General features: G+C 63.5%; 23 protein-coding genes. All 23 read right to left on the minus strand.

Annotated elements, in window-relative coordinates; all coding sequences use genetic code 11:
• Positions 1-5 precede the first annotated feature (5 nt).
• The 23 genes from hisA to ACFPN5_RS08930 all read right to left on the minus strand — a co-directional run bounded on the left by hisA (position 6) and on the right by ACFPN5_RS08930 (position 26,683).
• The gene (hisA, locus tag ACFPN5_RS08820) at positions 6-782 is read right to left on the minus strand and encodes a 1-(5-phosphoribosyl)-5-[(5-phosphoribosylamino)methylideneamino]imidazole-4-carboxamide isomerase (protein ID WP_379782222.1); all 777 of its coding nucleotides are present in this window, start codon (positions 780-782) and stop codon (positions 6-8) included.
• Positions 783-834: 52 nt separating this feature from the next.
• Positions 835-1,476, minus strand: a complete 642-nt coding sequence (gene hisH / locus ACFPN5_RS08825; protein WP_379782224.1) for an imidazole glycerol phosphate synthase subunit HisH — start codon at positions 1,474-1,476, stop codon at positions 835-837.
• A gap of 5 nt (positions 1,477-1,481) precedes the next feature.
• Positions 1,482-2,084, minus strand: a complete 603-nt coding sequence (hisB, locus tag ACFPN5_RS08830; protein WP_379782226.1) for an imidazoleglycerol-phosphate dehydratase HisB — start codon at positions 2,082-2,084, stop codon at positions 1,482-1,484.
• A 19-nt stretch (positions 2,085-2,103) separates the two neighbouring features.
• Positions 2,104-3,204, minus strand: coding sequence for a histidinol-phosphate transaminase (gene hisC, locus ACFPN5_RS08835; RefSeq protein ID WP_379782228.1), 1,101 nt, complete (start codon positions 3,202-3,204; stop codon positions 2,104-2,106).
• Complete coding sequence (locus tag ACFPN5_RS08840) at positions 3,201-4,067, minus strand: DNA-methyltransferase (RefSeq protein ID WP_379782230.1); 867 nt, start codon at positions 4,065-4,067, stop codon at positions 3,201-3,203. The genes hisC and ACFPN5_RS08840 overlap by 4 nt, the downstream gene beginning before the upstream one ends.
• Positions 4,064-5,377, minus strand: a complete 1,314-nt coding sequence (gene hisD / locus ACFPN5_RS08845) for a histidinol dehydrogenase (protein WP_379782232.1) — start codon at positions 5,375-5,377, stop codon at positions 4,064-4,066. The genes ACFPN5_RS08840 and hisD overlap by 4 nt, the downstream gene beginning before the upstream one ends.
• Before the next feature lie 3 nt (positions 5,378-5,380).
• The gene (gene hisG / locus ACFPN5_RS08850) at positions 5,381-6,055 is read right to left on the minus strand and encodes an ATP phosphoribosyltransferase (RefSeq protein WP_379782234.1); all 675 of its coding nucleotides are present in this window, start codon (positions 6,053-6,055) and stop codon (positions 5,381-5,383) included.
• A 19-nt stretch (positions 6,056-6,074) separates the two neighbouring features.
• Positions 6,075-7,337, minus strand: a complete 1,263-nt coding sequence (gene murA, locus ACFPN5_RS08855) for a UDP-N-acetylglucosamine 1-carboxyvinyltransferase (protein ID WP_379782236.1) — start codon at positions 7,335-7,337, stop codon at positions 6,075-6,077.
• A 2-nt stretch (positions 7,338-7,339) separates the two neighbouring features.
• Positions 7,340-7,576 carry a BolA family protein gene (locus ACFPN5_RS08860; RefSeq protein WP_056341013.1) on the minus strand — a complete coding sequence of 79 codons (237 nt, stop codon included), beginning with the start codon at positions 7,574-7,576 and terminating at the stop codon, positions 7,340-7,342.
• Between the two features lie 16 nt (positions 7,577-7,592).
• The gene (locus ACFPN5_RS08865; RefSeq protein WP_379782238.1) at positions 7,593-8,360 is read right to left on the minus strand and encodes an ABC transporter permease; all 768 of its coding nucleotides are present in this window, start codon (positions 8,358-8,360) and stop codon (positions 7,593-7,595) included.
• Positions 8,357-9,277, minus strand: a complete 921-nt coding sequence (locus ACFPN5_RS08870; RefSeq protein ID WP_379782240.1) for an ABC transporter ATP-binding protein — start codon at positions 9,275-9,277, stop codon at positions 8,357-8,359. Before ACFPN5_RS08870 ends, ACFPN5_RS08865 begins: the two co-directional genes overlap by 4 nt.
• Before the next feature lie 173 nt (positions 9,278-9,450).
• Entirely contained in the window at positions 9,451-9,726 is a 276-nt protein-coding gene (locus tag ACFPN5_RS08875) for an STAS domain-containing protein (RefSeq protein ID WP_379782242.1), read from the minus strand.
• Between the two features lie 2 nt (positions 9,727-9,728).
• Complete coding sequence (locus ACFPN5_RS08880; protein WP_379782244.1) at positions 9,729-10,376, minus strand: MlaC/ttg2D family ABC transporter substrate-binding protein; 648 nt, start codon at positions 10,374-10,376, stop codon at positions 9,729-9,731.
• Between the two features lie 101 nt (positions 10,377-10,477).
• Positions 10,478-11,323, minus strand: coding sequence for an MlaA family lipoprotein (locus ACFPN5_RS08885; RefSeq protein ID WP_379782246.1), 846 nt, complete (start codon positions 11,321-11,323; stop codon positions 10,478-10,480).
• Positions 11,320-11,790: an outer membrane lipid asymmetry maintenance protein MlaD gene (mlaD, locus tag ACFPN5_RS08890; protein ID WP_379782249.1), complete on the minus strand. Its 471-nt coding sequence runs from the start codon at positions 11,788-11,790 to the stop codon at positions 11,320-11,322. Before mlaD ends, ACFPN5_RS08885 begins: the two co-directional genes overlap by 4 nt.
• A gap of 60 nt (positions 11,791-11,850) precedes the next feature.
• Complete coding sequence (gene mlaE / locus ACFPN5_RS08895) at positions 11,851-12,633, minus strand: lipid asymmetry maintenance ABC transporter permease subunit MlaE (RefSeq protein WP_379782251.1); 783 nt, start codon at positions 12,631-12,633, stop codon at positions 11,851-11,853.
• Positions 12,630-13,433, minus strand: coding sequence for an ABC transporter ATP-binding protein (locus ACFPN5_RS08900; RefSeq protein ID WP_379782253.1), 804 nt, complete (start codon positions 13,431-13,433; stop codon positions 12,630-12,632). The genes mlaE and ACFPN5_RS08900 overlap by 4 nt, the downstream gene beginning before the upstream one ends.
• A gap of 439 nt (positions 13,434-13,872) precedes the next feature.
• Positions 13,873-15,336 (minus strand): glutamate synthase subunit beta, encoded by a 1,464-nt coding sequence (locus ACFPN5_RS08905; protein WP_379782255.1) that lies wholly within the window; start codon positions 15,334-15,336, stop codon positions 13,873-13,875.
• Between the two features lie 120 nt (positions 15,337-15,456).
• On the minus strand, positions 15,457-20,166 hold the full coding sequence (locus ACFPN5_RS08910) for a glutamate synthase-related protein (RefSeq protein ID WP_379782257.1): 4,710 nt from the start codon (positions 20,164-20,166) through the stop codon (positions 15,457-15,459).
• 293 nt (positions 20,167-20,459) lie between these two features.
• A complete protein-coding gene (locus tag ACFPN5_RS08915) occupies positions 20,460-21,164 on the minus strand; it encodes a transposase (protein WP_379782259.1) in 705 nt (234 codons plus the stop codon).
• A 166-nt stretch (positions 21,165-21,330) separates the two neighbouring features.
• On the minus strand, positions 21,331-22,011 hold the full coding sequence (locus ACFPN5_RS08920) for a response regulator transcription factor (RefSeq protein ID WP_379782261.1): 681 nt from the start codon (positions 22,009-22,011) through the stop codon (positions 21,331-21,333).
• Positions 22,012-22,068: 57 nt separating this feature from the next.
• The gene (locus ACFPN5_RS08925) at positions 22,069-23,250 is read right to left on the minus strand and encodes a PAS domain-containing sensor histidine kinase (RefSeq protein ID WP_379782263.1); all 1,182 of its coding nucleotides are present in this window, start codon (positions 23,248-23,250) and stop codon (positions 22,069-22,071) included.
• Positions 23,251-23,563: 313 nt separating this feature from the next.
• Positions 23,564-26,683, minus strand: coding sequence for a DEAD/DEAH box helicase (locus ACFPN5_RS08930; protein WP_379782265.1), 3,120 nt, complete (start codon positions 26,681-26,683; stop codon positions 23,564-23,566).
• Positions 26,684-26,732 lie beyond the last annotated feature (49 nt).

A 26,732-nucleotide genomic window follows, 5' to 3' on the forward strand; every position in this document is an offset into this window, starting at 1 on the left:
AGCCCTCAGGCTTCTTCGCCCTCGGTCAGCTCGTCGGCGCGCAACTGGGCCGAGGCCAGGTCGAGCGTGCCTTCGTAGATCGAGCGCCCGCAAATGACGCCCTCGATGCCTTCGTCCTGCACCGCGCACAGCGCCTCGACGTCGGCCAGGTTGTGCAGGCCGCCGGAAGCGATGATCGGGATGCGCACGGCCTGCGCCAGGCGCACGGTCGCTTCGATGTTCACGCCGCCCATCATGCCGTCGCGGCCGATGTCGGTGTAGATGATCGATTCGACGCCGTAACCCTCGAATTTCTGGGCCAGGTCGATGACTTCGTGGCCGCTCATCTTGCTCCAGCCATCGGTGGCGACCTTGCCGTCTTTCGCATCCAGGCCGACGATGATCGAGCCGGGGAAGGCGCCGCAGGCGTCGTGCAGGAAGCCCGGGTTCTTCACCGCGGCGGTGCCGACGATGATGTAGCTGATGCCGTCGTCGAGGTAGCGCTCGATGGTGTCGAGGTCGCGGATGCCGCCGCCCAGCTGCACCGGGATCTCGTCGATGCCGTTTTCCTCGGCAAACTCCTGCACCATTTTGAGGATCGACTTGATGGCCGGCTCGTTCTTCGGTTTACCCGCGAACGCCCCGTTCAGGTCGACCAGGTGCAGGCGGCGCGCGCCCTTCTTCAGCCAGTGCAGGGCCATTTCGGCGGGGTCTTCGGAGAAGACGGTGGCGAGGTCCATATCGCCCTGTTTCAGGCGAACGCAGTGACCGTCTTTCAGGTCGATGGCGGGGATCAGCAGCATGGTCGTTGTCGGTAAGTAGGCGGTGGAGTGAACGCGGGAGCGCCCGGTTGGGTCAAGGATTCCAGTGGATGAAATTGTGATACAGGCGCAGCCCTGCGGCGGCGCTTTTCTCGGGGTGGAACTGGGTGGCGACGATATTCTCGCGCGCAACGGCGCAGGTATAGGCGCCGCCGTAATCGGCTTCGCCGATGGTGTCGCTTGCCATGTCGGGCGCGACATAATAACTGTGGACGAAGTAGAAGTAGCTGCCGTCCTCGACGCCGTCCCAGAGCGGATGCGCGCGCGTCTGGCGCACGCGGTTCCAGCCCATTTGCGGCACCTTGAAGCGCGAGCCGTCGGCCTGGGTTTTTCCGTCCAGCTGGAAGCGGACGACCTTGCCGGGCAACAGGCCCAGGCCTGGCGTGCCGTCGTTCTCTTCGCTCTCGTCGAACAGCATCTGCTCGCCGACGCACACGCCCATCACCGGGCGGTTCCTGACGGCCCGCAGCAGGGCTTCCTCGGCGCCGGATTCACGCAGGCTGCGCATGCAGTCGCGCATGGCGCCCTGGCCCGGCAGCACGATGCGGTCGGCCGCGTCGATGTCTGCCGCCTTGTTCGAGACCAGGATGTCGGCATCGGGCGCCGCGGCGCGCAAGGCCTGCGCCACCGAGCGCAGGTTGCCCAGACCATCGACCACAACAATCTTGTTCGTCATGGCGGTTACAGGCTGCCTTTGGTGGAAGGGATGATGCCGGCGGCGCGCTCGTCGAGCTCGGTCGCCATGCGCAGCGCGCGCCCGAAGGCCTTGAAGACCGTCTCGCACTGGTGGTGCGCATTCACGCCGCGCAGGTTGTCGATGTGCAGGGTCACGCCGGCGTGGTTCACGAAGCCACGGAAGAATTCGCCGGTCAGGTCGACGTCGAAGCTGCCGATCATCGCGCGCGTCCACGGGATGTGCATTTCCAGGCCCGGGCGGCCCGAGAAATCGATGACCACGCGCGACAGCGCTTCGTCCAGCGGCACATACGAGTGGCCGTAGCGGGTCATGCCCTTCTTGTCGCCGACGGCTTTCGCGATCGCCATGCCGAGGGTAATGCCGGTGTCCTCGACCGTGTGGTGGGCATCGATGTGCAGGTCACCCACGGCCTCTACTTCCAGGTCGATCATGCCGTGGCGGGCAATCTGGTCGAGCATATGGTCGAGGAAGGGGACGCCGGTATTCAGTTTCTGGCGGCCGGTACCGTCGAGATTGAGCGAGACGCGGATCTGCGTCTCGTTGGTGTTGCGGGTGATGTCTGCGGTGCGGGTCACGGTGCTGGTCATTAAAGAGATGCTCGTCGAATCAGGCGCCAGGCTGGAGGGCTGCCTTCAGGCCATTCAGGAATGCGGAATTTTCTTCCGGCGTACTGACCGTGACACGAATGCAATTGGCCAGCATGGGATGCATTTTACTCAAATTTTTAATCAGCACCTTCTCGGACATAAGTTTCTCGCAGACAGCGGCGCCGTCGGGCACGCGCATCGAGATGAAATTTGCCGCTGACGGAAATACTTCGACCCCCGGCAGCGCCGCCAGTTCGGCCGCCAGCAGCGTGCGCTCGGCGTTGATCGCCTCGGCCTGGGCATCGAGCACCTCGACGTGGTCGAGCACGAATTCGGCCGCCACCTGGGTCAGCACGTTGACGTTGTACGGCGGGCGCACCTTCTCGAACTCGTTGAGCAACTGGGGCGCGGCCGTCATGTAGCCGAGGCGGATGCCTGCCAGGCCGAGTTTCGACACCGTGCGCATCACCACCAGGTTCTCGAACTCGGGCAGGCGGTCCATGAAGGTCTGGCGCGCGAACGGCTGATAGGCTTCATCGAGTACGGCGATGCCGTTTTCTCCCAGCGCGCGCAGGATCGCTTCGATGTCCTCGACGGCAAACAGGTTGCCGGTCGGGTTGTTCGGGTAGGCCAGGAAGACGACGGCAGGCTGGTGCAGGGCAATCGCGGCCAGCATGGCTTCCATGTCGAGCGAGAAGTCTTTCTTCAGCTTCACGCCGACGAAGTCCGCTCCTGCGAACTGGGCCGCGCGCGAATACATGACAAAGGCCGGCACCGGCGCCAGCACGGTGGCGCGCCGCTTCTGGTTGGCGACCGTGGTGGTGACGATCTGGATCAGCTCGTCCGACCCGTTGCCGAGCATGACGTCGTAGCCGGCCGGGATGCCGAGCTTGTCGCACACTTTTGCCTTGAGCGTCGCGTACGAGCCCCGCGGGTAGCGGTTCAGCACCGCGTCCGCCAGGCGCTGCCCCAGCTCTTCGCGCAACGCGCGCGGCAGCTCGTACGGGTTTTCCATCTGGTCGAGCAGGACGAAGCCGCTCCCGTCCGCCACCGCATAGGCGGCGTTGGCGCGGACATCCTCGCGGATGACGTTGGCGATCAGGTTCTCGATAAAACTCATGCTTCCTCCTCGGTGGCGGCGTTGGTGGCGGACCTTACCGCCTTGGCCGCGCGGATCGCAGCCTTGGCTTCCCGCGCGATGCTCTTGCGTTGTTTGATGGTGAGGGCCGGCGCGCTTGAGGCCAGGCGCGCCTCGATGATGGCGCAGTACTCCGGGTTCAGCTCGAAACCGGCGTACTGGCGGCCCGTGTTGCGCGCCGCAATGGCCGTCGTGCCGCTGCCCATGAAGGGGTCGAGCACGACCCCGCCGGCCGGGCAGGACGCCTTGATCATGCGCTCGATGATCTCGAGCGGCTTTTGCGTGGGGTGGTCGGCACGCTCCGGATGCTCGCGGTGCAGGCGCGACACGCTCCACACATCCTTCGGGTTATAGCCCACCTCCAGCCATTTCGCGCCGACGAAAATCGACCGCGAACGCGCCTTCTTAGTCGCCTCGTCGTACGGGATGCGCACGGCGTCGAGGTCGAAATAGTAATCCTTGCGGTTCACGAAAAAGCCGATCGTGTCGTGTACCGACGAGAAGCTGCGCACGCTGCCGCCCATCGAGGGTACGCGCCGGTCCCAGATGATCTCGTTCATCATCGTCATGCGTTTTTTCAGCATCACGAAGATCTCGGGCGCAAAGCGCCAGGTGAGGAAGATGTAGAGGCTGCCATTGGGTTTCAGCTTGGGCAGCGCCGCATTGATCCACCCTTCGGTCCAGGTGAGGTAGGCTTCGATGCTTTGCTGGTCGGAGCCGTTGCCGTAGTCCTTGCCGAGGTTGTAGGGCGGGTCGGTCAGGATCAGGTCAACGGCGCCATCGGGGATGCGCGCCAGTCCCGCCAGCGCATCCTCGCAGAAGACCTGGTTGACCCAGTCCGTCATGACTGCTTCAAGCGTAACTCTGCGCTACGCGCGTGGGCCTGCAGGCCTTCGCCATAGGCCAGTTCGGCGGCTACCTTGCCCAGGGTCTGGGCGCCGGCTTCGCTCACATGGATGATGGACGAGCGCTTCTGGAAATCGTAGACGCCCAGCGGCGAGGAGAAGCGCGCCGTGCGCGAGGTCGGCAGCACGTGGTTCGGGCCGCAGCAATAATCTCCCAGCGACTCCGACGAAAAGCGGCCGAGGAACATGGCGCCGGCGTGGCGGATCTGGTCAGCCCACTGCTGCGGGTTCTCGGCCGAGATCTCGAGGTGCTCGGCGGCGATGTCGTTGGCGATCGCGCAGGCCTCCGCCATGTCGCGCACCTTGACCAGTGCACCACGGTCGGTGAGCGAAGTCGTGATGGTCTCGGCACGTGGCATGGTTGGCAGCAGCTTGTGGATGCTCGCCTCCACCTGCGCGATGTAGTCCGCATCGGGGCACAGCAAGATGGCCTGCGCCAGCTCGTCGTGCTCGGCCTGCGAGAACAGGTCCATCGCCACCCAGTCCGGGTCGGTGGTGCCGTCGCACAGCACCAGGATTTCGGACGGGCCCGCGATCATGTCGATGCCGACGGTGCCGAACACGCGGCGCTTGGCGGCGGCCACATAGGCGTTGCCGGGGCCGACGATCTTGTCGACGGCCGGAATCGTTTCGGTGCCATAGGCCAGCGCGCCCACTGCCTGCGCGCCGCCGATGGTGATCACGCGCGTCACGCCCGCAATTGCGGCGGCCGCCAGCACCATCTGGTTTTTCACGCCGTCCGGGGTCGGCACGACCATGACGATGTCTTTCACGCCCGCGACTTGGGCGGGAATGGCGTTCATCAGCACCGACGACGGATACGCAGCCTTCCCGCCGGGGACGTAGATGCCGACGCGGTCCAGCGGCGTGACGCGCTGGCCGAGCACCGTGCCGTCCGCTTCGGTATAGGTAAAACCGTTCAGTTCCTGCTTCTGGCGCTCGTGGAAGACGCGGATGCGTTCGGCCGCCGTTTGCAGGGCCGCACGTTGCGCTTCGGGAAGCCCATCCAGTGCCGCCTGCAGTTCTTCCTGCGACAGGTCGAAGGCGGCCATGCCCTGCGCACTCACGCGATCGAAACGGTTGGTGTACTCCAGCACCGCGGCGTCGCCGCGCGCCTTCACCTCGCGCAGGATGGTCGCCACGCTCGACTCGATCGCATCGTCGGTCGCGGCCTCGAAGGCGAGCAGCGCACGGAGCTGCGCATGAAAGCCGTCGTGGGTGGAGTCGAGGGTGCGGATCGATAAGGTCATGGTTCAGCTTTGGGTTCTGGAAGCCCGTTCGAAGGCTTCGATAATCGGTTGCAGGCGTGCGCGCTTGAGTTTCAATGCGGCCTGGTTGACGACCAGGCGCGACGAGATGTCCATGATCTTTTCGACTTCGACCAGGTTGTTCGCGCGCAGGGTGTTGCCGGTCGAGACCACGTCGACGATGGCGTCCGACAGCCCGACCAGGGGCGCCAGCTCCATCGAGCCGTACAGCTTGATCAGGTCGACGTGCACGCCCTTTGCTGCAAAATGCTGGCGCGCGGTATTCACGAACTTGGTCGCCACGCGCAGGCGCGCGCCCTGGCGCACCGCGGTGGCGTAGTCGAAGCCGGCGTTCACCGCCACCGACATGCGGCAGGCGGCGATGTTCAGGTCGACCGGCTGGTACAGCCCCTCGCCGCCATGCTCGAGCAGCACGTCCTTGCCGGCCACGCCGAAGTCGGCCGCGCCGTACTGGACATAGGTCGGCACGTCGGTGGCGCGCACGACCAGCACGCGCACGGCCGGGTCGTTGGTCGGCAGGATGAGCTTGCGCGAGGTCTCCGGGTTTTCGAGCACGGTGATGCCGGCCGCTTCCAGCAGCGGCAGCGTGTCCTCGAAAATCCGGCCTTTCGACAGCGCGAGGATCAGGCCCCCGTCCGGTGATTGTGTTGCGATGGTCATGTTTACGCTAATTGAGTCATTACTTGATGCGCACGATGTCCGCACCGACCTTCGACAGCTTCACTTCCATGCGGTCGTAGCCGCGGTCGAGGTGATAGATGCGGTCGATCAGGGTGGTGCCTTGCGCCGCCATGGCGGCGATCACCAGCGAGGCCGAGGCGCGCAGGTCGGTTGCCATCACCTGGGCGCCGACCAGGCGCTCGACACCCTTGATGAACGCGGTATTCCCCTCGGTCGAGATGGCAGCGCCGAGGCGGTTCATCTCCTGCACGTGCATGAAGCGGTTCTCGAAAATGGTCTCGGTCACGCGGCTCGGGCCGGCGGCGATGGTATTCACCGCCATGAACTGGGCCTGCATGTCGGTCGGGAAGCCCGGGTATTCGGTGGTGCGGAACGACACAGCCTGCGGGCGCGCATCCATGCGCGCGCGGATGGTATTCGTGCCGCGATTTGTACCTACCTCGAGCTGCAGGCCGACTTCGCGCAGTTTGTCCAGGGCGACATCGAAAATGTCGGTGCGGGTGTTGGTCAGCAGGATGTCGCCGCCGGTGGCCGCCACCGCGCACAGGAAAGTCGCGGCCTCGATGCGGTCGGAAATCACGGCGTGCTTCGCGCCGTGCAGTTCATTGACGCCCTGGATCACCAGGCGGTCGGTGCCGATACCGTCGATCTTCGCGCCCATCGCCACCAGCAGGTTGGCCAGGTCGGTCACTTCCGGCTCGCGCGCGGCGTTTTCCAGGATCGTCTCGCCTTCGGCCAGGGTCGCGGCCATCAGCAGGTTTTCGGTGCCGGTGACGGTGATCATGTCGGTCAGGATGCGCGCACCCTTGAGCTTTTTCGCTTTCGCGTAGATGTAGCCGCCTTCGATCGTGATCTCGGCGCCCATCTGGCGCAGGCCCTTGATGTGTTGGTCGACCGGGCGCGAACCGATCGCGCAGCCGCCCGGCAAGGACACCTTGGCTTCGCCGAAGCGCGCCAGCAGCGGGCCCAGCACCAGGATCGACGCGCGCATGGTTTTTACGAGCTCGTACGGCGCTTCGAGGCTGGTGATATTCGCGCCGTTCAGGGTGACGTTTTCATCATCCTGCACTACCTTCAGGCCGGTCTGCTCGAGCAGGCGCAGGATGGTTTTCACGTCGTGCAGGCGCGGCACGTTCGACAGTTCGACGTCGCCGCTAGTAAGCAGGCCTGCGCACAGGATCGGCAGCGCCGCGTTCTTGGCGCCGGATACCGCGATCTCGCCGTTCAGGGGCTTGCCGCCAACGATTTGCAGTTTATCCATGTTCAACCTCCGTACTCTTCTGGCGTCAGGGTCTTCATCGACAGCGCGTGGATCTCTTCGCGCATGCGGTCGCCGAGCGCCGCATACACCAGCTGGTGGCGCTGGATCGGGCGCTTGCCGGCAAAGGCGGGCGACACGATCAGGGCCGAGAAGTGACGGCCATCGCCCTCGACCTGCAAGTGCGTGCATTGCAGGCCGTTTTCGATGTAGCTGTGGATCAGTTCTGGTGTGGTCGACACGATAATTCCTAATGAGTCAGTGGCGCAGCTTGTAGCCGTGCCGAAGCAAGTTGATCGCCACCACCGCCAGCACCACGAAGAACGCGGAGACGACGGCAAGGCTGGTCCAAGGCGAAATGTCGGACTGGCCGAAGAATCCGTGGCGGAATCCGTCAATCATATAAAAGAACGGGTTGAAATGCGAGACTGCCTGCCAGAAACTTGGGAGCGAATGGATCGAATAGAACACACCGGCCAGGAAAGTGGCGGGCACGATCAGGAAATTCTGGAAGGCGGCCAGCTGGTCGAATTTATCGGCCCAGATGCCTGCGATCACGCCCAGCGTGCCGAGGATGGCCGCGCCCAGCAGCGCGAACACGACGATCCACAGGGGTGCGGCAAAACTCAGGTGCGCAAACGCGGCCGTGACGGCGAACACGCCGGCACCCACCACCACGCCGCGCACGACCGAGGCGGCCACATAGGCGAGCAGGATTTCCCAGTGCGACAGCGGCGGCAGCAGGATGAACACCAGGTTGCCCGTGATTTTCGACTGGATGAGCGACGAGGAGGCGTTGGCGAAGGCATTTTGCAGCACGCTCATCATCACCAGGCCGGGCACCAGGAAGGCCGTGTAGGAGACGCCCGGATACACCTCCACCCTGCCCTCGAGCACGTGGCCGAAGATCAGCAGGTAGAGCATGGCGGTCAGGATCGGCGCGGCAATGGTTTGCGTGGCGACCTTCCAGAAACGCAGCATCTCTTTGAAAAACAGGGTGCGGAAACCCACGGAAACGACACTCACAGGGCACCCCTATCCATAATTTGCAGGAAGATATCTTCGAGGTCGGCCTGCTGCAGCTGCATCTCGTCGATGACGGCGCCGCTCTCGCGCAGGCGCGCCAGGATCGGCTCGACTTCCGCATAGTCGTTTACGCGCAGGCTGTATTTATTGCCGGCACCATTGCCGTGCTCGTCGTGCGACACCAGGTGGCGCAGGCCTTCCGGCAGCGCGCCGCTTTTCAGGTGCACGATCAGCTGCGAGCCCGATACGCGGCGCAGCAGCGCGCTCATGGTGTCGAGCGCGACCACCTGGCCGGATTTGAGCATCGCCACGCGCTGGCACATGGCTTGCGCTTCTTCCAGGTAGTGGGTGGTGAGCACGACCGTGTGTCCGCCTTCGCGGTTCAGGCGCGAGATGAATTTCCACAGGGTCTGGCGCAGTTCGACGTCGACGCCGGCGGTCGGCTCGTCGAGCACGATGACGGGCGGTTTGTGCACCAGCGCCTGGGCGACCAGCACGCGCCGCTTCATGCCGCCCGAGAGCGCACGCATGTTGACGTCGGCCTTGTCGGTCAGGTCGAGGTTGTCCATGACCTCGTCGATCCACTTGTCGTTGTTCTTGATGCCGAAGTAACCCGACTGCAGGCGCAGCGTTTCGCGCACGGTGAAGAACGGGTCGAACACGAGTTCCTGCGGCACCACGCCGAGCTTTTTGCGCGCTTCGCGAAAGTCGGTGACGACGTCGTGGCCATGGATTGCCACGCTGCCGACGTCCGGGCGAATCAGCCCGGCAATGGTGGAAATCAGGGTGGTTTTGCCGGCCCCGTTGGGGCCGAGCAGGCCGAAGAACTCGCCTTGCTCGATCGTCAGGGAAACGCCCTTCAGGGCCTTGAAGGCCTTGTAGCTTTTCTCGACGCTGTTAATCTGGATCGCTGTCATTCTTCTTCGGGGGGGACCGAGCGGGGAAACGACCCATTATAGGGGAAATCGGGAATGCAAGAGGCTGGTGGCTTGCCGGAAAGATGGAGATGTAAAAACGCAAGGGACGTCGGGTGGGCGACTTTGCCGCCCACCCGACGTCCCTTGCGCTTCAGGATGCGATTGGCAGGCAATCACCCGCGCGCCAGCACCCCGTCCAGCCCGTACAACTGCGTCAGCGCATCAATATTGCATGGAACATTGATAAACGTGAGCTTTTGCCCCGCATCGCGCGCGCGGCGCTGCCAGGCGAGCAGCAGGGCCACGCCCGACGAGTCGGCGGCGCGCACGCCGCCGAGGTCGAACACGGTCTCGCCGGCGCGGATCGCCAGGCAGCCCTGCTCCAGCGCCGCCTGGGCGGTGTCGAAGGTCAGGGCGTCGAGCGACAACATCGGATTTGCTTCAGCCATGCTTACTTCGGCGCCTTCAGCGGCTTGTTCGCCAGCTGCTTGTTGCGCTCGGCCAGTTTGGCGATCAGGCCGTCGACGCCCGACTTGTTGATCTCGGCAGCGAAGGTGCCCTTGTAGGTCTCGACCAGCCACGCGCCCAGCACGTTGATGTCATAGATCTTCCAGCCCTGCGCGCCCTTGGCCAGGCGGTAGTTCAGGGTGATCGGCTCGCCGCGGGCCACGTTCACCTGCGAACGCACCTCGACGTCGGTGGCGCCGGCGTCAGCGCGCATCGGCTTGAACTCGATGGTTTCGTTCTTGATCTGCGACAGCGCGCCCGAGTAGGTGTACACCAACAGCGTGCGGAATTCTTCCGACAGGCGCTTTTGCTGTTCCGGGGTAGCCTGGCGCCAGAAGCGGCCGGCGGCCTGAGCGGTCATTTTCTCGGCATCCACGTGCGGCAGGATCTTCGAGTTGACCAGTTCCATGATGCGGTTGCGGTTGCCGGCCTGGATGTCCTTGTCGGCCTTGACGGTCTCGATGACGTCGGCGCTGATGCGCTTGACGAGCGCGTCCGGCGCTTCATTCTGCGCGCGCGCCGGGGCGACGAGAACGGTGGTGGCGAATGCGATGGTGGCTGCAGTGGCGAAGATATGGGCGATTGGTTTCATGAGCTCTCTTTTCTTGTCGTTTGCGGTAATGTTGGAGTATGCGCCGCTTCCAGCGGCGCACAGCTCAACTTCATATCTGCATACAATTCTTACTATTCGTATTACTTGCTCGGGGTTTCGGCAGAGCCGGCTGGATCGGGCACGACTTGCGTGTCCTTCGTGTTCGCTGGTGCATCCTTGGCTGCTGCCGGCGCATCTTTCGTGTCGTCCTGCGGCGCATCGTCCGAACGCCGGCTCTCGCCGTCGCGCACCTGGCTCTCGCGACGCTGCATGTAACCGTCGCGGATGAAATCGTAACGGTCGAGGGCTGCTTCTTCGAACAGGTTCGAGGCGTCGAGCAGTGCCGCGCGCTTGTCGACGACACGCACGCCGGCGCCGACGTTGCGCCAGTTGACCGGGGTCTTGTAGGCCCAGATGTCGCCCGCGAAGTCAGCCGGCAACGCAGCGGTATCGCGTACCGTAGATGGGCCCAATATCGGCAACATCAAGAAGGGACCCGAAGGAACACCCCAGACGCCAAGCGTCTGGCCAAAATCTTCGTTGTGTTTCTGCAGTCCGGCTTCCGAGGCGATGTCGAGCAGGCCGGCGATGCCGAAGGTCGAATTCAGCGCGAAACGCGTGAAATCGGTCATGCCGGCTTCGCCCTTGCCTTGCAGCAGGTTGTTAACCGAGCTCCAGGCATCCGACAAGTTACCGAAGAAATTGCTCACGCCAGTCTGCGCAAAGCCGGGAAGCACTTTTTGGTAGGCGGTGGCTGCCGGTTTCAGGGCGACACGATCGACCGTGTCGTTGAACGCGAAGCTTGCGCGGTTAAACTTTTCCAGCGGATCTTGCGGATTGCTTGGTGTGGCGCAGCCCGCCAGCACGGCGCAGGCGGCAACGGCCAGTGCAAGGCCGGTACGATGCGCGGTGCGGCCTTGGGCGGTATTCATGTTCTTGCTTTTCATTCGCCTTCCTTTCCTTCAGCCGCCTTGCTGTAGATGAACTGATTGATCAGGTCTTCCAGCACGGTGGCCGATTGCGTACGGTTAATGCGATCGCCGTCGGCGAGATTAGCCGTTTCGCCGCCCGGTTCGATGCCAATGTATTGCTCGCCCAGAAGTCCTGCCGTCAGGATCTTGAGCGACGAATCTTTCGGGAATTTATAGCTTGGATCCAGGTCAAGGCGCACCAGCGCCTGATAGGTCTTGTCGTCGAAACTGATGTCGCCTACCCGGCCGACTACGACACCGGCGCTCTTGACTGGCGCCTGTGGCTTCAATCCACCAATGTTGTCGAATTTTCCGGTCACGGCATAGGTCTCGGCAAACGAGAGCGAGCTCATGTTTCCTGCCTGCAGCGCGAGGAACAGTACGGCGGCAGCGCCCAGCAGGACGAACAATCCAACCCAGACATCGATGATTTTACGGTGCATAGTAATTCCTAGTATTCAGGCCGTCTGTGCGCGGCCAAACCAAAACAGTGATTGACTCAGTTATTGCGTAAACATCAAGGCGGTCATCACGAAGTCAAGCCCGAGCACGAGCAGGGACGCGATGACGACGGTACGGGTGGTCGCCCGGGCGACGTCGGCCGGAGTCGGCTTGACGTGGTAACCCTGGAACACCGCGGTAAAGGTGACGGCAACGCCGAACACGAAGCTCTTGATGATGCTGCTGACGACATCGCGTTGCACATCGACGCCGGCCTGCATTTGTGACCAGAAGGCGCCCTCGTCGAGGCTGAGCATCTTGACGGCGACCAGGTAGCTGCCCATGATGCCGACCGCCGAGAACACGGCGGCGAGTACCGGCATGGCGATCACGCCACCCCAGAAACGGGGCGCCAGCACGCGCTGCACGGGGTTCACCGCCATCATTTCCATGGCCGAGAGCTGCTCGCCGGCCTTCATCAGGCCGATTTCCGCCGTCAGCGAGGTGCCGGCGCGGCCTGCGAACAGGAGCGCGGTGACGACCGGGCCGAGTTCGCGGATCAGCGACAGGGCAACCAGCGAACCGAGCTTATCCTCGGCGCCGAACTGGATCAGGTTCACGTAAAACTGCAGGCCCAGCACCAGGCCGACGAACAGGCCGGACACGATGGTAATGAGCAGCGAATAATTGCCGATGAAGTGGACCTGCTCGGAAATCAAGGTCGGGCGGCGCCAGGCACCTGGCGAAAAACGCAGCAGGTTGAAGAATGCGCGCGTGGCAAAACCCAGGCTTTCGACCGACTCGCGCACGGTGGCGCCGGCGCTTTCCAGGAAACGCAGGATCATCGCTGCGCTCCCAGGCCGAGGTCGTCGGCCAGCGAAGTGCCCGGATAATGGAAGGGCACCGGACCATCCGGTTCGGCATTGACGAACTGCTTCACGTACGGATCGGTCGATACGCGCAGCTCGGCCGGCGTGCCTTCGGCGACGATTTTGCCGGCCGACATGAAGTAGACGTAATCGGCGATGGCGAAGGTTTCGTTCACATCGTGCGACACGAGAATCGAGGTCGAACCGAGCGCGTCGTTCAGGTTGCGGATCAGGCTGGCGGTCAGGCCCATCGAGATCGGGTCGAGGCCGGCGAACGGCTCGTCGTACATGATCAGTTCCGGGTCGAGCGCAATGGCGCGGGCGACCGCGACCCGGCGCGCCATGCCGCCGGAAATTTCACCCGGTTTCAGCTTCGAGGCATTGCGCAGGCCAACGGCGTTCAGCTTCATCAGCACTAGGTCGCGGATCAGCTCTTCCGACAGGTCGGTGTGCTCGCGCAGCGGGAAGGCGACATTGTCGAAAATGGTGAGGTCGGTGAACAGCGCGCCGAACTGGAACAGCATGCCCATGCGGCGGCGCAGGCGGTACAGCCCTTCGGTGTTCATCCTGTGCACGGCCTCGCCACCGACCCGCACTTCGCCGCGCTGCGGACGGATTTGCCCGCCGATCAGGCGCAGCACCGTCGTCTTGCCGCAGCCGGAGCCGCCCATGACGGCAATAAGCTTGCCGCGCGGGAAGTCCATGCGCAGGTTCGACAGGATCTTGCGATCGCCGTAGGCAAACTCGAGATCACGTATTTCTACAAGATTAGGCACAGGGGGGATAATCGTTTTGGGAATCTCGTATTGTAGTGCAGAAACCACAATGCTTGCTTGGCGCCCCTCAGTTTTGGAGGCCGGTCCGACGCGTCCCTACAACACAACTAACCGAAAAGTCAGATATTTCGTGCCGCAAGTCATTGTTTTTGTTGGGATATGCATACGCGTCAATGTTGAGATAGTTGACATGAAACAACATTGCGCTGCGGCAGCGGTATGGCGGGGGAGTTGGTAGGGTGGGCTCGTAACTCAGGCCATTGGCCTGAGTTACCCCACGCGGTGCAGCAGTCGATAGTCGAGTTGGTTCGCAACGCCAGGGCGGATTCATAGTGCAAGCGCACGAGCTCTTACCTGCGCTTGCATAAACGCGACCGCCGTAAGGCGTGGGCTCGAGAGCGGTTCGCCGCCCGGCCCACCCTACGAAAGCTGAAAAACCTTAGCGCGGCAGCACCGACGAGCCCATCAGGAACTCATCCACCGCCCGGGCGCACTGGCGTCCTTCGCGAATCGCCCACACCACCAGCGACTGTCCGCGGCGCATGTCGCCGGCCACGAACACCTTCGGCGCCGAGGTCTGGTAAGCCGTCTCTCCCTCGACCGCCGCCTTGGCATTGCCGCGCGCATCCTTCTGCACGCCGAAGGCGTCGAGCACCTGCTGGACCGGCGACACGAAGCCCATCGCCAGGAACACCAGGTCGGCCGGCATCTCGAATTCGCTGCCCGGCACTTCCGTCATCTTGCCGTCCTTCCACTCCACATGGCAGGCGACCAGTTTTTCGACTTTGCCGTTCTTGCCTTCCAGGCGCTTGGTCGCCACCGCCCAGTCGCGCTCGCAACCTTCCTCGTGCGAGGACGAGGTGCGCAGGCGGGTCGGCCAGTAGGGCCAGACCAGCGGCTTGTTCTCCTGTTCCGGCGGCTGCGGCATCAGCTCGAATTGCGTGACCGAGGCCGCGCCGTGGCGGTTCGAGGTGCCGACGCAGTCCGAGCCGGTGTCGCCACCGCCGATCACGACCACATGCTTGCCGGTCGCCTTGATCTGGTCTTTTAATTTATCTCCGGCATTCACCCGGTTTTGCTGCGGCAGGAAATCCATGGCGAAATGCACGCCCTTCAATTCGCGCCCCGGCACCGGCAGGTCGCGCGGCTGCTCGGCGCCTCCCGCCATCACGATGGCGTCGAACTGGTTATGCAAGTCTTCCGGGAAGATGGTGTCGCGCGCCATGTTGCTGACGGTGGTCGGGAAGTCCTTGCCGATCAGCACGCTGGTGCGGAAAGTGACGCCCTCGGCCTGCATCTGCTCGACGCGGCGGTCGATCAGGCCCTTCTCCATCTTGAAATCGGGGATGCCGTAACGCAGCAGGCCGCCGATGCGGTCGCTCTTTTCGAACACCGTCACGTCGTGGCCGGCGCGCGCCAGCTGCTGGGCGGCGGCCAGGCCTGCCGGGCCGGAGCCGATGACGGCCACCTTTTTCCCGGTTTTGACGAGGGGCGGCTGCGGTACTACGTGGCCGCGCTCCCAGGCAGCGTCGGCGATCTTGCGTTCGATCGACTTGATGCCGACCGGATCGTCGTTGATGCCCAGCGTGCAGGCCGCTTCACAGGGTGCGGGGCAGATGCGGCCCGTCACTTCCGGAAAGTTGTTCGTCGAGTGCAGGTTGTCGCTGGCTGCCTTGTAATTGTTGTGATAGACCAGGTCGTTCCAGTCGGGAATCATGTTGTTGACCGGGCAGCCCGTGTTGCAGAAGGGGATGCCGCAGTCCATGCAGCGCGCGCCCTGCACCTTGGCCTGGCCGTCGGTCAGGGTGATGGTGAATTCCTTGTAGTTCTTGACGCGTGTGGCGGGGTCGAGGTGATCTTCTTCCTGCCGTTCGAATTCCATGAAGCCGGTGATTTTGCCCACGTTGTTTTTCCTTTGATCTACGGTGCCGGGCACCGGTCTATTCTTTAAGCAGCACGGCTGCGCTGGTGCTGGTTGAACGCGTGGACGGCGAAGCCGTCCACCCTACAATTCCATCCAGCCTTATGCAGCGAGTTCGATCTTGTCGTTCGCTTCTTCCATGCTGCTGTTGTGCATTTCTTCCAGGGCGCGCTTGTAGTCGGTCGGGAAGACTTTCACGAACTTGCCGCGGCTGTTGGCCCAGTCGTCGAGCAACTGGCGTGCACGGGTGCTGCCGGTATGCTTGAAGTGGCGCTCGATCAGGCGGCGCAGGATGACTTCATCGGATTCGCGCTCGCTATCGCGCGCCTGGCTGTGCCAGCCGGAGATGTCGCCCTGCTCTTTGGTCGTCGTCACGCGCTCGAGATTGACCATCGTCGTGTTGCAGCGGCCCTCGAATTCGTCTTTCGGGTCGTAGACATAGGCCACGCCGCCCGACATGCCGGCTGCAAAATTGCGGCCGGTTTCGCCCAGCACCACAACGGTGCCGCCGGTCATGTATTCGCAGCCATGGTCGCCACAGCCCTCCACCACGGCGATGGCGCCCGAGTTACGCACGGCGAAGCGCTCGCCGGCCACGCCATTGAAATAAGCCTCGCCGGAAATGGCGCCGTACAGCACGGTGTTGCCGACGATGATGTTGTCGACCGCCCAGCCACGGAACTCGGTGTTCGGGCGCACGATCACGCGCCCGCCCGACAGGCCCTTGCCGACGTAGTCATTGCCCTCGCCCACCAAGTCGATCGTGATGCCCGCCGCCAGGAAGGCCGCCGCCGACTGCCCGGCGGTGCCGTGCAGCTGGATGTGGATGGTGTCGTCCGGCAGCCCGGCGTGTCCATAACGCTTGGCCACTTCGCCCGACAGCATGGTGCCGACCGTGCGGTTGACGTTTTTCACCGGCGAGATGAAGGAGACGCGCTCGCCCTTCTCCAGTGCGGCCCGTGCTTGCGTGATCAGCTTGTGGTCGAGCGCGCGGTCCAGGCCGTGGTCCTGTTCGCTCGTGTGGAACAGGTTGCGCGGTTCGTCGTTCTTCGGCTGATAGAAGATGTTCGAGAAATCGAGTCCCTGCGCCTTCCAGTGGGTCACCGCCTTCGATTTGTCGAGCAGGTCGACGCGGCCGATCAGTTCGTCATACGTGCGGATGCCGAGCTGCGCCATCAGCTGGCGCGCCTCTTCGGCGACGAAGAAGAAGTAATTGACCACGTGTTCCGGCTTGCCCTGGAACTTCGCGCGCAGCACCGGGTCTTGCGTGGCCACGCCGACCGGGCAGGTGTTCAGGTGGCACTTGCGCATCATGATGCAGCCTTCGACTACCAGCGGGGCGGTGGCGAAACCGATCTCGTCCGCGCCCAGCATGGCGGCAATCACGACGTCGCGGCCGGTCTTCATCTGGCCGTCGGCCTGCACGCGAATGCGGCTGCGCAGGCCGTTGAGCACCAGGGTTTGCTGGGTTTCGGCCAGGCCCAGTTCCCATGGCGTGCCGGCATGCTTCACCGACGACAGCGGCGATGCACCGGTGCCGCCGTCGTGGCCGGCCACGACCACGTGGTCGGCTTTCGCTTTCGACACACCCGCGGCCACCGTACCGATACCGACTTCCGACACCAGTTTCACCGAGATCGACGCGCTCGGATTTGCATTCTTCAGATCGTGGATCAGCTGCGCCAGGTCTTCGATCGAATAGATGTCGTGGTGTGGCGGCGGCGAGATCAGGCCGACGCCCGGCACCGAGAAGCGCAAGGACGCAATGTATTCCGAGACTTTATGACCTGGCAGCTGGCCGCCTTCTCCCGGTTTCGCGCCCTGCGCCATCTTGATCTGAATCTGGTCGGCCGAGCTCAGGTATTCGGCGGTGACGCCGAAGCGGCCCGATGCCACCTGCTTGATCTTCGAGCGCAGCGAGTCGCCGTCTTCCAGCGGAATGTCCACGGCCACGCGGTCGGCGCCAATCACGGATGCGAGCGTCTCGCCCTTGCGGATCTTGATGCCCTTGAATTCGTTCAGGTAGCGGCGCGGATCTTCGCCGCCCTCTCCGGTATTGCTCTTGCCGCCAATGCGGTTCATGGCAATGGCCAGCGTGGCATGCGCCTCCGTCGAGATCGAGCCGAGCGACATGGCGCCGGTGGCGAAACGCTTGACGATGTCCTTCGCCGGCTCGACTTCGCCCAGCGGAATCGCCTTGCTTGGATCGATCCGGAATTCGAACAGGCCGCGCAGGGTCAGGTGACGGCGGCTCTGGTCGTTGATGAGCTGCGCGTACTCTTTATACGTGTTGAAATTGTTGGCACGGGTCGAGTGCTGCAGCTTGGCGATCGCGTCCGGCGTCCACATGTGATCTTCGCCGCGCACCCGGAAAGCGTATTCGCCGCCGGTGTCCAGGGCATTGGCCAGCAGGGGGTCGGTGCCGAAGGCCAGGTTGTGCAGGCGCAGCGCTTCCTCGGCCACCTCGAACAGGCCGATCCCTTCCACAGTCGACGAGGTGCCGCGGAAATATTTATCCACCAGCGACTTGTTCAGGCCGACCGCTTCGAAAATCTGCGCGCCGCAATACGACATATAGGTCGAGATGCCCATCTTCGACATCACCTTCATCAAACCCTTGCCGATCGCCTTCGTGTAGTTGTAGGCGGCGGCGCTCGGGTCCATCTCGTGCGGCAGGTGCTGGGCCAGGTCGGTCAGGGTTTCCAGCGCAAGGTAGGGGTGGACTGCTTCCGCGCCATAGCCGGCCAGCAGCGCAAAATGATGCGTTTCGCGGGCCGAGCCGGTTTCCACCACGAGACCGGTCGAGGCGCGCAGGCCGCGGCCGACCAGGTGCTGGTGGATGGTCGAGGTCGCGAGCAAGGCGGGAATCGCGACCTGTTCGCTCGAGAGGTTGCGGTCCGAAACGATCAGGATGTTGTGGCCGGACTTGACCGCATCCACCGCTTCTGCGCACAGCGAGGCGAGCGAGGCTTCGATGCCGGCCTTGCCCCAGGCGACCGGGTAGCAGATGTTCAGCTCGTACGACTTGAACTTGCCGCCGGTGTGCAGGCTGATATTGCGCAGGCGCGTCATATCGTCGAAGCCGAGCACCGGCTGCGACACTTCCAGGCGCATCGGCGGGTTGACGTTATTCGTGTCGAGCAGGTTCGGCTTCGGGCCGATGAAGGACACCAGCGACATCACCATGCTCTCGCGGATCGGGTCGATCGGCGGGTTGGTCACCTGCGCAAACAGTTGCTTGAAATAGTTATACAAAGGCTTGAGCTTGTTCGACATTACCGCCAGCGGCGAGTCGTTGCCCATCGAACCGGTCGCCTCTTCGGCCAGCACGGCCATCGGCGCCATCAGGAATTTCAGGTCTTCCTGGGTGTAGCCGAAGGCTTGCTGGCGATCCAGCAGCGAGGTGACGGCCTTTTCGCCCTGCGCCGGCGCATGCGCCTGCGTCTGGGAAGCGGTCAGCTTGATTTCATTGAGCTTGATGCGCACCGACTTGATCCAGGCCTTATAGGGCTTGGCATTCGAATAGGTGTCTTTCAATTCCTTGTCGTCGATGATGCGGCCCGCTTCCAGGTCGATCAGGAACATCTTGCCTGGCTGCAGGCGCCACTTCTTGACGATGCGCGATTCCGGGATCGGCAGCACGCCGGACTCGGAGGCCATCACCACCAGGTCGTCTTCGGTGACGACATAACGGGCCGGGCGCAGGCCGTTGCGGTCGAGCGTGCCGCCGATGTGGCGGCCGTCGGTGAACGCCATCGCGGCCGGGCCGTCCCACGGCTCCATCATCGCGGCGTGGTATTCGTAGAACGCCTTGCGGTTCTCGTCCATCGAGGTGTGGTTTTCCCAGGCCTCGGGGATCATCATCATCATCGCCTGGGCGATCGGGTAGCCGGCCATCACCAGCAATTCGAGCGCATTGTCGAAGCAGGCGGTGTCGGACTGGCCTTCATAGATCAGCGGGAACAGTTTGTTCAGGTCGTCGCCCAGCACGGCCGACTTCATCATGCCTTCACGGGCGCGGGTCCAGTTGAAATTGCCCTTGACCGTGTTGATCTCGCCGTTATGGGCGATCAGGCGGTACGGGTGCGCCAGCGGCCACTCCGGGAAGGTGTTCGTCGAAAAACGCTGGTGCACCAGGGCCAGGGCCGAGACGCAGCGCGGATCCTGCAGGTCCTTGTAGTAGACGCCGACCTGGTCCGCCATCAGCAGGCCCTTGTAGACGATCGTGCGCGCCGACATCGACGGCACGAAGAATTCCTTGCCGTGCAGGAGTTTCAGAGCCTGGATCGCGTGGCCGGACGACTTGCGGATCACGTACAGCTTACGCTCCAGCGCATCGGTGACCATGATGTCCGGGCCGCGGCCGATGAAGATCTGGCGGATCACCGGCTCCTTGTCCCGCACGATCGGCGACATCGGCATGGTCTCGTCGACCGGCACGTTGCGCCAGCCGAGCACGACCTGGCCTTCGATGCGCACGGCGCGCTCGATTTCCTGTTCGCAGGCGATGCGGGACGCGTGTTCCTTCGGCAGGAACACCATGCCGACGCCGTATTCGCCGGGCGGCGGCAGTTCGACGCCCTGCTTGGCCATCTCGTCGCGGAAATACTGGTCGGGGATCTGGATCAGGATACCGGCACCGTCGCCCATCAGCGGGTCGGCGCCAACGGCGCCCCGGTGGTCCAAATTCTTAAGGATCAACAGCCCCTGATCAATGATCGAATGGCTCTTGTTGCCCTTGATATGGGCGATGAAACCAACGCCGCAGGCATCGTGTTCATTGGCGGGGTCGTATAAACCTTGGGCAATCATGAGGAACTCTCCACAGCATTTTCAGGGGTTGAAAAGCGAGAATAGTGCAATGCAGCAGAGGCGGCAAGTAGAACAATAAGGGTCGGAGTCCGATTAATTTCAGGACTGCTTGTTCAAATCTTAAATGGGGACATAGACAACAAGGGTTATAAACGGCTTTACTGGTCACCGTAAATTCGTTTTTCGTACGGCTTGGCGGCAGAATATTGCGGACGAGTTCAGGCGGCCGTACTGTCGGCTTCAGGCAGTGCGACGAGGAGCGAAAGTCGTTGAGCGGGCGGCGCTGCGCCGCATCAAGACTGGTCGGCGGGGGGTGTCTTGAACGGGCGGCCGCGCTTGGCGGGCAGGATGCGGCGCTGCGTCTGGCGTTCGAGGTCCAGCTTGAAGGCATGCGAACCGAGCGGCTTGCCGGTGTGCACAGATGCGGCAATCTGCTCCAGCTCTTCTGGCGCGATGAACTGCTGCACCAGGTCGATATAGGCGGCCTCGCGCTGGAATGGAGTATTGCCCAGCGCCCAGAACAGGGCGTGGTCGGTGATGGCGCTGTCCGGCCGCAGCCCAGCGTGATGGGGATAACTCGACCACGGGTAACTATCCGGCTCGCTGGCCTGGCCCTCGCGCACCGGCGCCAGCTCGATAAAGCGGCTGCACATCAGGAAATGGCGGTCGGTATCGACGACCGCCGTCCGGAAACGCCCCTCGAACAGCCCGCCGGCGCGCCCATACTTGCTGTTGTACCAGGGAACGTAGAAGCGGCCGAGCTTTTGCATCATCGCCGCCAGCCCTTCTTCCGACTCCGGCGTGGCCAGCAGGTGCAGCTGGGTCGGCAGCAGTGCATAGGCATGGATGGCAACCCGGTAGGAACGGCTCGCTTCCTTCAGCCAGCCGAGGAAGCGCTCGTAGTCTTCCGGCTCGCGGAAGACGAGCTGGCGGTCGTTGCCGCGCTGGACGATGTGGTGGGGCTGCTTCGGGAGGATCAGGCGGGGTTGGCGGGCCATGGTTTGACAGGAATACGGGGTATAGCCGGTATTCTAGCGCAGTCAGTGTGACCGTGTCCCCGATTAATTGCGAGGCTGCGAATTTAGCCGATGACTCTGTCCCGCTTTTCGTAGGGTGGACTCCCGAGTCCACGCGGTACGACGTGTGAAAGTCGAAACGCCCCCATCACGCCAGCGTAAACCCTGCCGATAAACTGTATCCCTCGCCATACGCACTGCGCAGCGGCAACTCCTGCCCCAGCGCCGTCCGCGTCTTCTTGCGCAGGCGGTACACCAGCATGTCGACCCGGCGGCTGGCATCCGGATCGTCACCCCCCATGCCGGCCACGATGGTGGCGCGTGGCACCGGGCGGGTGTTGATGGTCAGCAGGTGCAGGAAATTGAACTCTTTCTCAGTCAGGTCGATGACCTTGCCCATCAGTTCGAGCTGGCGCGCGCTCACGCGCAGGGTCCACTTGACCGGCATCGGCGCCGGTTCGGTCGGCTTCACGCGGCGTCCCAGGGCCTCGATATGGGCGGCCAGTTCCGGGAACTTGATCGGCTTGGTCAGATAGTGGTCGGCGCCCAACTGCAGGCCGAGGATGCGGTTGTCGAAGGCCACGCGGCCGGTGAGCACCAGCAGGCCGACTTCCGGATACAGCTGGCGCATGCGCGGGATCACCGTAAAGCCGTCTTCATCGGGCAAGCCCAGGTCGAGCACGACCACGGCGGCGGGCGTGCGCGTCAGCGCCGCCCACATGTCGGCGGCCGAGGTGGCTACCGTGACTTCATGCTCGAGTTCACGCAGGAACTCGGCCATGTCCCCTGCGTAATCGTCGTTGTCTTCAACAATCAGAATCTGCGTCATCGATTGGCCATGTTCTCTGTTTCAGGTTGCCTGTCGGTGGTGGCAGGAGCTTCGGCATCAAGGTGCGGGCGCGAACGCGGAACGCGAACGCGGTGGATTATCACTGCTGCACTGTTGTGGTGCAAGTGGCGAAGGGTGTTTCGCCGCGCCCGCCACCGGCAGCCAGATCCGGAATTCGGCGCCGCCGCCCGGCGGGTTGACGAGGTTCAGCACGCCGCCGTGGACTTCCACGATCGAGCGCGCCATGTACAGGCCCAGGCCGCTGCCGGGCAGGCCGGCCGCATTGCTGCCACGGTAGAATTTGTCGAACACGCGTTCCCGCTCGCCCGGCGGCACGCCGGGGCCGTGGTCGCGCACGCTCAGTTCGAGGCCGCTGGCGGCCAGGCGCCCGCCGAGCGCAATGTTGGCGTTCGTTGGCGAGTAGGCGATGGCGTTGTCGAGCAGCACCTTCAGCGCCAGGCGCAAGCCTTCGGGATTGCAGCGCAGCGATTCGGGCAAGTCGCGCGTGCGGATGCTGGCGACGCGGCCGGCGGCGCGCACCTGGCTGGCGCCTTCATCGAGCAACTGGCGCGGCGCCAGCGAGGTCGGCTGGCGCTCGCTGCCGATCCCGGCCATGCGTTCGGGCGACAGGTAGTCGTCGAGCATGGCGATCAGGCGGTCGGTGGCCACGGCAATCTTGCGGTAGCGCGCGCGCCGGCCTTCGTCGGCATGGCTGCTGGTCGCTTCCAGGCGCTGGATGGCGCCGTCGATGGTCGACAGCGGCGTGCGGAATTCATGGTTGAGCATGCTGGCGAAACGCTTCTGCTCGGCTTCGCGCAGGCGGCGCGCCGACAGGTCGCGCAGGATGCCGACCAGCGCTACCGGCTCGCCAGCGTCACCGCACATGATCAAGGAAATGATTTCAACCGGCACCGGGTAACCGTGTGCGCCTTGCAGCTCGGTTTCGCGCACCAGCCGCAGCCGGCTGCGGTCGCCCGCGCGCAGGCGCCGGATGCGTTCCGGCAAGCCGGCGCAGAGGGTGGCAAGCGGGCTGTCGGCGCCCGGCTTGATGCCGGCCTTCACTTCATCCAGGCTATAGCCGAGCAATTGTTCGATGGAAGGGCTAACGTAGCGCAACTCGCCGCTGGCGCAGTCGATGCTGAAGGCAATGTCGCCGCCGATCTCGGCAATGACACGGAACTGCTCGCCCATGTCCGGGCTGCTGCTGCCGGAACAGTCCTTACTCGCGCTGCGGTTCATCCAGACCCTTCCATGAATTGTGGAAACGTGGCCGACTTGGCAGTGGCCGCAGCCAAGGAGTATATCGCCGCCAGCGCCCATTTGTATAGGCAGCCTTACGGCAATAGCAATTAATTAACGACGTAGGGTATGTAAATACGTCGAATATTGTTAAACAGGGCGGCGTAAAGACCAAATCCTGTTCATGAGGTGTGCATGGACGGGCATGGACGCGCGCACCGGGATAGCGATTCGCGAGATTTTGAACAGCATGGGAAAGGGGCCATGTGACCGGCGCCGCATGACCCCTAAAACATTGCCGCTTACTGCTCCCTTATTGCTCTTCGAGCGGCGCGAAGATGGCCTGCAGGTCTTCCTGCGTGAGCGCCATCTTTTGCGATTCGCCTTCGGCCAGGATCGAGTTCGCCAGTTCCGATTTCTTCTGCTGCAGCTGCTGGATTTTTTCTTCCAGCGTGCCTTTCGCGATGAGCTTGTACACGAACACCGGCTTGTCCTGCCCGATGCGCCAGGCACGGTCGGTCGCCTGATTTTCCGCCGCCGGGTTCCACCACGGGTCGTAGTGGATGACGGTGTCGGCCGCGGTCAGGTTCAGGCCGACGCCGCCCGCTTTCAGGCTGATCAGGAAGATCGGCACCGCGCCTTGCTGGAAGGCGGCCACCTGGGCCGACCGGTCGCGGGTTTCACCGGTAAGGATGGCGTAGCGGATGCCGCGCGCGGCCAGCTCTTCCTCGATCAGCGCCAGCATGCTGGTGAACTGCGAGAACACGAGGATCTTGCGACCTTCTTCCAATAGATCGTCGACCATCTGCATCAGGTCGATCAGCTTGGCCGAAATCGCCGCCGTGTTCTTTTTCGACGGCATGGCTTTGACCAATCTCGGGTCGCAGCAGACCTGGCGCAGTTTCAGCAGTGCTTCCAGGATCACGATCTGGCTGCGCGCCACGCCCTTGCGGTCGATTTCCTCGCGCACTTTCTTGTCCATCGCCAGGCGCACGGTTTCATACAGGTCGCGCTGCGGGCCGGTCAGTTCGACGCGGCGCACCATCTCGGTCTTTTCCGGCAGTTCTTTCGCCACGTTGTCTTTCGTGCGGCGCAACAGGAAGGGACGAATCCTCCGATTTAACAACATCCGCCGCACCGGGTCGTCCTGGCGTTCGATCGGATGCCGGAACTGGGTATTGAATGCCTTTTCCTCGCCCAGCAAGCCGGGCAGCAGGAAGTGGAACTGCGACCAGAGTTCGCCCAGGTGGTTTTCCAGCGGCGTACCGGTCAGGCACAGGCGGTGGCGCGCATCGAGCGAGCCGGCCGTCTGCGCCGCTTTCGAGCGCGTGTTCTTGATGTAGTGGGATTCGTCCAGGATCACCAGGTGGTAATGGTGCTCGCGCAGCTTTTCCTCGTCGCGCGGCAGCAGCGCGTAGGTGGTCAGGACGATGTCGGCTTGCTCGATCTGGTCGAACAGGTCCATGCGTTCCTTACCCTGCAGCAGCAGCACTTTGAGACTTGGGGCGAAGCGCGCGGCTTCTTCCTGCCAGTTGGTCATCAGGCTGGTCGGCGCGATCACCAGGGCCGGGCTGGTTAATCTGCCCGCTTCCTTTTCGATCAGGATGTGCGCCAGCGTCTGCACGGTCTTGCCGAGACCCATGTCGTCGGCGAGGATGCCGGCCAGGTCGTATTCACGCAGGAACTGCATCCACGACAGGCCATCAAGCTGGTAGTCGCGCAGCGTCGCCTGCAGGCCGGCGGGCGGCGCGACCTTCTTCACCGAGCCGAACTGGCTCAGTTTACGGCCCGTTTCACGCAGCTGCTCGCCGCCGAACCAGCGCATCTCGACGCCGCGCGCGAGTTCCTCCAGGCGGCTCGCGTCCAGCGTCGACAGGCGCACCCGGCTCTTGATCTTGTCGTTGAAATACAGTTCGCCCAGCGTCGCCAGGATCGGTTTTACGCGCGCCCAGGGCAGGGCCACCCGCAAGCCTTCCGGCAGGGTCGCCAGCATCTGGTCGGTTTCGCCATGCGCGGCCAGCACGGCCGGATCGAAGTCGGTCGGTGCGTTGCGGATCAGCTGCACGAGAACGGGCAGCAGCGGCACGCGCTTGCGGTTCACCACGATGCCCAGTTCCAGCTCGAACCAGGCCTTGCCGGCCTCTTCCGGCTCGTCGATCTCGGCATACCAGTCTTCGACCGGCACCACGTCGTAGCGGTATTTGTTCGATTTCTGCAGGTGCCATCCGGCGTCCAGCAGCGCGTCGAGCTGGCTCTCGGCGAAGCGCAGCCAGCTTGCCTGGCCGTCAAGCTGCAATGCGCCGGCCACGCCCGACAAAGGCGTGGTGGCCGGCTTGCGGAAGCCCAGTTCAGTCAAGGTATCGAGCGCCCGGCTTTCCGCCGCAGCGTCGCGTTCGATGATTTCGGTGACGTCGCCGATCTGGCGCACGACGCGCTGCGACGGGTCGAAGGACACGCGCTGGCCGTCGTAATCGAAGGAGAGCACGGCGAAATCGTGCCAGCGCTGGCTGCCGGTATCGGCCAGGGCCACCGCATCCAATAACAGGAAGGGTTGCGGTTTGACGTCATCGCGCAGGCGCTGGGTCAGCGGCTGCGGCAGCGGCATCAGTTCCTGCAAGCCATGCGCCAGCAGCAGTTGCGAGACGCGCTTTTTATCGTTGCCGGTCAGGACCGGGGCTTGCGCGACCAGCGCCTGCAGTTCGGCGAGCGAAATATCGACGCCGCCACGATTGAGTTCCAGGGGGCCGCAGGACAGGTTGTCGATGTACCACGGCGGATCGGTCGGCAGCATGTAGTCGATCAGGTCGGCGCCGGGGTGATTCGCGGCGCCGTTGGCCGGTTCCACCGACCAGCCGAGCTTGGATGCGCGCCCTTCGTCGCGCCATGCGAGATTCGCCTGGCGGGTCGGGCCGGCCTGCAGCGGATACACGAGGCCATTCGCCATGTCGGCCCAGGAGTTGGCCCACAGCAGCTTACCCTGGCGCAGCAGCAGGTCGAGCAGGATCGCGCCGACCTTGCCCTTGGGCTCGGTCGCGCTGGTGCTCTGCGAGGAACCGCTGCGCATGGCGATGAAGAAGCGCACCAGGTCTTCGTCCTCGCCCTCGAGGTAGGCGGGTGGCGCGGACAGCAGCGAAAACACTTCATTGACCGGGCTGGCAGCAGCCACTTCGCCGTTCGGGCGCAGGCGTGCCTTGCACAGGCAGACGGCAACGTGGCGCCCGCCGCTGGTCGGGGCCATGACATACACAAATTTGTATTGGGTCGCCTTCGGATCGGCGATTTCGACGGTCAGTTTCGGCTGAGGATGCGCAGCCGCCTCGACCCGTTGCAGCCAGGTCGCCACCGGTGCGGGCAGTGCGGGCGCGCGTGCCGGCGTCGCGCGCGGTGCCGGGGCATCGCTCGCGTGTTCGCGTGGATAATCAACTGTGTGCATGGGTCTCTGAAGGGTGTATTAAAAAAAGCAACAAACACCATTATCTCTC

The organism is Massilia niabensis, from assembly GCF_042655085.1.
GTDB lineage: Bacteria > Pseudomonadota > Gammaproteobacteria > Burkholderiales > Burkholderiaceae_D > Telluria > Telluria niabensis.